This window comes from Desulfovibrio sp., from assembly GCF_047607245.1.
In the GTDB taxonomy this organism is placed as follows: domain Bacteria; phylum Desulfobacterota; class Desulfovibrionia; order Desulfovibrionales; family Desulfovibrionaceae; genus Desulfovibrio.
This window is the reverse complement of record NZ_JASGDK010000003.1, coordinates 1-5,197: the sequence shown is the minus strand read 5'-3', so window position 1 is coordinate 5,197 and position 5,197 is coordinate 1. Positions and strand designations below refer to the sequence as shown.

Genomic DNA, 5,197 nt, shown 5'->3' with positions numbered 1-5,197 from the left:
GTACGCAGGTTTTTCGCAAGGATAGGCGATGCGTGGGGCCGGGTGCTTTCAGGCATGCAGGCGGGGTATGCCAAAAGCCTGCCTGTGGTGTTGCGGCATCCGCGTTTGACTATGTTTACCCTGTTGCTTGTGGTGGTGGCCAATGTTTGGATGTACGTCGTCGTGCCCAAGGGATTTTTTCCTGAGCAGGACACAGGCGTCATTATGGGCGGCATCCGCGCTGACCAGAGCGCGTCATTTCAGGCCATGCAGACGAAGCTGGCCAAGCTTGTGGAAATTATTCGGGCAGACCCGGCGGTACAGCAGGTTTCTGCTCATATTTCTGGCGGGCGCGGTGGCGGTGGAGTTTTTATCGCCCTCAAGCCTCTTGAAGAACGCAAAGTGGGCGCTCAGGCCGTTATAGGCAGGCTGCGCGGCAAGCTTTCTGGCGAACCCGGTTTGCAGATTTTTCTGCAACCTGCGCAGGACATCATGATGGGCGGGCGCAGTTCGCGTTCGCAGTACCAGTACACCCTTCAGGCCGATAATCTGGACGACCTGCGCACCTGGGGCCGCCGCATGCAGCAGGAGCTTGCATCACTGCCGCTCTTCAAGGATGTGGACAGCGATATAGAAGAGCGCGGCCTGCAAACCACGGTAACAGCCAACCGTGATGCCCTTGCGCGGCACGGATTGAGTATAAAGGATGTGGATGCGGCTCTTGGCAATGCCTTTGGGCAAAGCCAGGTATCCACCATTTACCGCGACAAGAACCAGTACCGTGTGGTGCTTGAATACGGGCAGAACTGGCTGCAAAGCGAAGAAGCGCTGGAAAAAGTGTATCTGTCCGGCAAGGAGGGGCTTGTTCCTCTTTTGAGCGTTGCCACAGTTGCTCCGTCCTTTGCGCCGCTTTCAGTTTCTCATCAGGGGCAGTTCGCCGCTGTGACTGTATCCTTCAACCTGACGCCGGGGGCGGCGCTTTCTCAGGCGCAGGCGGCCATTGATGAGGCGCGGGTCAAAATTGGCATGCCGTCCACCGTTGTGGGCAGTTTTCAGGGCACCGCCAAAATGTTCAGTGACGCCGCTGGCAATCAGGTTATCCTTATTCTGGCTGCTCTGGCCGCGCTGTATATTGTTTTGGGGGTGCTGTACGAAAGTCTCATCCATCCTCTGACTATTTTGTCCACGCTGCCTTCTGCCGGGGGCGGAGCCTTGCTGGCGCTGATGCTCTTCAATATGGAGTTCAGTGTCATTGCCCTCATCGGCGTGCTGCTGCTTTGCGGAATCGTCAAAAAGAACGCCATCATGATGATCGATTTTGCCCTTGAGGCTTCGCGCAGCCGCAATCTGCCGCCGGATAAAGCTATTTATGAGGCATGCCTGTTGCGTTTTCGGCCAATCATGATGACCACGGCAGCCGCTATTCTTGGCGCGGTGCCTCTGGTATTGGGACAGGGCGACGGAGCGGAGATTCGCCAGCCCCTCGGCGTGACCATTGTGGGCGGCCTTCTGGTGAGCCAGATTCTGACGCTTTATACCACGCCTGTGGTTTACCTGTGCCTTGACCGCGCCCGGCTGCGTGCGCGCCGCTGGTGGTGGTGCATGCGCTACGGTGAAGCTGTGGCGGGCAGATTGCAGATCTTGAGCAAGAGAGCGTAGACACAGGCACAGACGCAGAGAGTGAAACAACGCCGCCAAACGGAATAAATCAGCGTTTCCTTTGAAATGCCTTGTGGGGGAGGGACCCTTTCGCAAAAGGGTCCCTCCCTCCCAACAAAAATTCTTATTGTTGTTCAGAGTAGTTTACGAATGAAGTGAGTTAGCTGCTCTGCAAGGATTGTCCTGAAAATTCTTGCCGCGAAATGCGGGTAGGCAGGCTTTTGCCTGCCTACCCGCATTTCAACATTCTTAAAATTTAGGGCACGCTCACCACGGCATTTAACCGCCCAGATAAACGGCGCTTATGCCTCCGTAGTGAAAGGCTGCGCACGCAGCCGTCAGAGCAATGTAAAAGTTAAAGTGTTCTATATCATGCGTCTGGGGTTACGAAGGTTTTGGTTATGGTATTTCAACGATATTTTTTATAGTTAACATCCTATAAAAATTGAAGAAAACAAAAACTTCACAGGCTGCTATTTTTTTAATTATCTGATTTTATTGATATAAATTATTATAAAAGTGGCCAAAAGCGTCCTTCGGCACTGGATAACCCGCACCAATCAAGCAAATTGCGGTGCTGAACCAGTTCAGTCTTACGCATGTTTGTCATTGGGCTATACTCCCGCCAAATCATCAACCATTGGCATACAGGAGGGGTCTTCATAATGGCAGGAAGTTATGGCGGCAGGCACGGCGGGGCAGGGCATGACGTATCAGGGCAGCCCCGGTTGAAAAATGGGCAGTTTACCTTTGTGGCGGATAAGGCTAGGGCGGAGATGGCCGCAAAGCAGACTCAGGCGGCTCTCAACGCGCCCATGCCTGTTTCGCCCGACGCACCTCTGGAAGAACGCATGTACGCCGAAAGTGTGGCTGATGTGGTTAAGAGACATTCACAAAAAGATCACTCCGAGCTCAAACCCTATACAGCGGAACCCAATGCTGCGGTACCATACTATCGTATGGGGGTCAGGCCGCTAGATTCAGACTATGTTCCTAAAAATTGGTATGGCACGAAGTCTTGGGTGATGGGCCAGCATTGGGACCATATGCATTTCGTAGGCAGCGACGGCAGTAACTTCGGTCTTACTAGGGGCGGGACATTCGCTGAGGAAATGGAAAAGCTGAACACCTATCTGGTAGAAGCGCCCAAGTACCGCAAAGAGTATATTGACCGCGCACGAGCAGAAATTGATAAGGAAGACGGCCCGATCGAAATTTTTCATACTCAGCAAGAGAGGGATCCGTACAATTTACTCAGCCAGAACTGTCAACACTATTTTGCCAGAGTACTCCAGAAAGCCAAACAACACGAAACAAAGGCCAAGCCCTTGGTACTCCCGTAGAGGAGTTTACTCATCTGTCTCATTTTTAAGAACATGTTCTGACAATCAAGCCCCGGTGGCATCAGAACTGCCGGGGCTTGTTTTTATTCGGGTATGCCGAGAAGGCCTTGAATGGTCAGTACCATGTATACCCAGAGGAATATAAAAAATGGTTGAAGAAACAGGTAGATAAAGAAAACTGTCAGAGGTGTTTTAATAAGGGATAAGGGACTGACCCTATGTCGGAAGCGCAAAAAATAAAGCCCGGCTGACAGTGCTATAATGACTCCCGTCCATTGCACTGCTTCTGTAAGTCGCCATATAACATTGTAGTCTAACGCTTCCAGATGCAGAGATTTTTGTATTTCGTGTATATTGACGGGATCAAAGGCTACAAAGGGTAGGCCCATAAACGCCAGTCCGTATATCCAGAAGCAGCGCTCAAGGTGAAATGCCTTCAGGCAAGCAACTGTACCCACAAAACTTGCGGCGAAAACAAGCCTGCTTATGATGTCATCCGTGTCCCGAAAATCCATCACAGCGCACAGAATGAGCAGCAATAACGGCCAGTGCCGCACCCAGAAATCTACTATAAACCTGGTCGTGGTATTTACCACATGCTCAATACGTTCAACGATCATGCGCGTATCCTTTTGAGCAGACTTATGTTCGCCGTAATCTTCGCAATACAGGCTCCATAATGGCCGGAGCCAGCCACAGGCATAAAGGCAAAAAAAGTAGCATAAAGACGCAGCCGCCCAGGGCAAGAGCCAGCAGGGCCGCCCACAGGGCATGCAGGCCAAGATCTGCCGCCTGGCTGAGAGTGCAGGCGCTCACCCACCACGCTGCGGCAGCGCCGGGCAGTGAGCAGGCAAGGGCGCGTAAGGTGAGCCCACGCAGGCCCATAAAAGCGCCATTGCCCTGCCGCCGGGTCCACAGCGCCATAAGCCACAACACGTAAAGGCTCACGCTCAGGCCCGAAAGGGCGGCGATGGCCCATGCCCCGTGCGGCACAGCCCAATAATAGTAGATGGGCAGGCAAACTGCGGTCATAATTGTGCCTGTGACAGCCGGGGTAATGGTGTCGCCGTGAGCGTAGTAGGCCCGCACCAGCACCATGTAGATAATCCAGAAGGGTGTGGCGGCCAGCATGATTTGCGTGAGCGGGGTGGCGGCCAGGGTTTCGGCAGGGCCAAAGCGGCCGCCCTGAAAAATGACGCCCAAAATAGGTCCGGCGCATGCCGTCATGGCCAGGGCACAGGGGATGATAAGCCCCAGGCTGGCCCGCAATGCCGTGCGCAAGGTACGGTCAAAACCCTCTCTGTCGCCCTCGGTCAGCAGCTTGACCAGAAAGGGATACGAGGCCACGGCGGCGGCCTGCCCCATAAGGCCCACAGGCACTTGCGTGATGCGCCGTGCGTAGTTGAGCAGGCTTACGGCTCCATCGCCAACCAGTGATCCGAAAACACGCAAAAACTGCTCGTCCAGCATCATGATGGTCTGGCCCAGCATAAGAGGCAGGGCAGTGACAAGAAATTTGCCCATAAGGTGGTGCCGCCACACAGGGCGCAGGCGCATGCCGTCCTGCATGGCAACCATAAGGGGCAAAACAAAGGTGCCGATGGCGGCTCCAACGGTAACGCCCGCGCAGTAGCCCGTCATGCCTTCAAGGTGCTTGAGTATAGAGGCGGGCAGAGCGTTCTTCATCAGGGGCAGCCCGGCCAGCCAGGGCAAGGTCAGGCCGCCAAGGATAATGCCGCCGTTATAGATGATGGGAGCAAGCGCGGGTACGCGGAACTGCCGCCGCAGAAAAAGCAGGGCCGTTATGCAGGCTCCGCAGAGAAAGAAAATCTGCGCAGGCAGCACAATACGCATAAAAAAGGCGAGCCGCAGCCATTGTTCCGGCGTAAAGCCGGGGGCTATCAGGCGGGCCAGAGGTTCGGCAGCAAGCATGCCTACGAATGTCAGCGCAACGGAGGCCATAGCCATCCAGCAGAACACGCAGGAAAAAAAGTTCCAGGCGTCGTCCTCATCCTCCTGAAAGCGGCGCGACAACAGGGGGATGATGGTGATGGACATAAAGCCGCCAGCCAGCATGTAATTGATGATGTCTGGCACCACAAAGGCGGCAAAATACATGTCCGCCTCGCCCCCGGCACCGAACTGCCACGAGATGACCTTGTCGCGCACAAGGCCCATAAGGCGCGAAATAATGGTGCTGGCGGCCAGAATAAGGG

General features: G+C 54.5%; 4 protein-coding genes. 2 read left to right on the top strand and 2 right to left on the bottom strand.

Going from position 1 to position 5,197, the window contains the following annotated elements:
• Both QM579_RS00280 and QM579_RS00275 read left to right on the top strand, forming a co-directional pair.
• A partial coding sequence (locus QM579_RS00280) for an efflux RND transporter permease subunit (RefSeq protein ID WP_414997240.1) occupies positions 1-1,638 on the top strand: 1,638 nt, incomplete at its 5' end.
• Positions 1,639-2,303: 665 nt separating this feature from the next.
• On the top strand, positions 2,304-2,981 hold the full coding sequence (locus QM579_RS00275) for a hypothetical protein (RefSeq protein WP_414997239.1): 678 nt from the start codon (positions 2,304-2,306) through the stop codon (positions 2,979-2,981).
• 83 nt (positions 2,982-3,064) lie between these two features.
• Here QM579_RS00275 and QM579_RS00270 read toward each other — a convergent pair whose 3' ends face one another.
• The gene (locus QM579_RS00270) at positions 3,065-3,601 is read right to left on the bottom strand and encodes a hypothetical protein (RefSeq protein WP_414997238.1); all 537 of its coding nucleotides are present in this window, start codon (positions 3,599-3,601) and stop codon (positions 3,065-3,067) included.
• Positions 3,602-3,623: 22 nt separating this feature from the next.
• Positions 3,624-5,197, bottom strand: a 1,574-nt coding sequence (gene murJ / locus QM579_RS00265) for a murein biosynthesis integral membrane protein MurJ (protein ID WP_414997237.1), incomplete at its 5' end; no start/stop codon positions are given.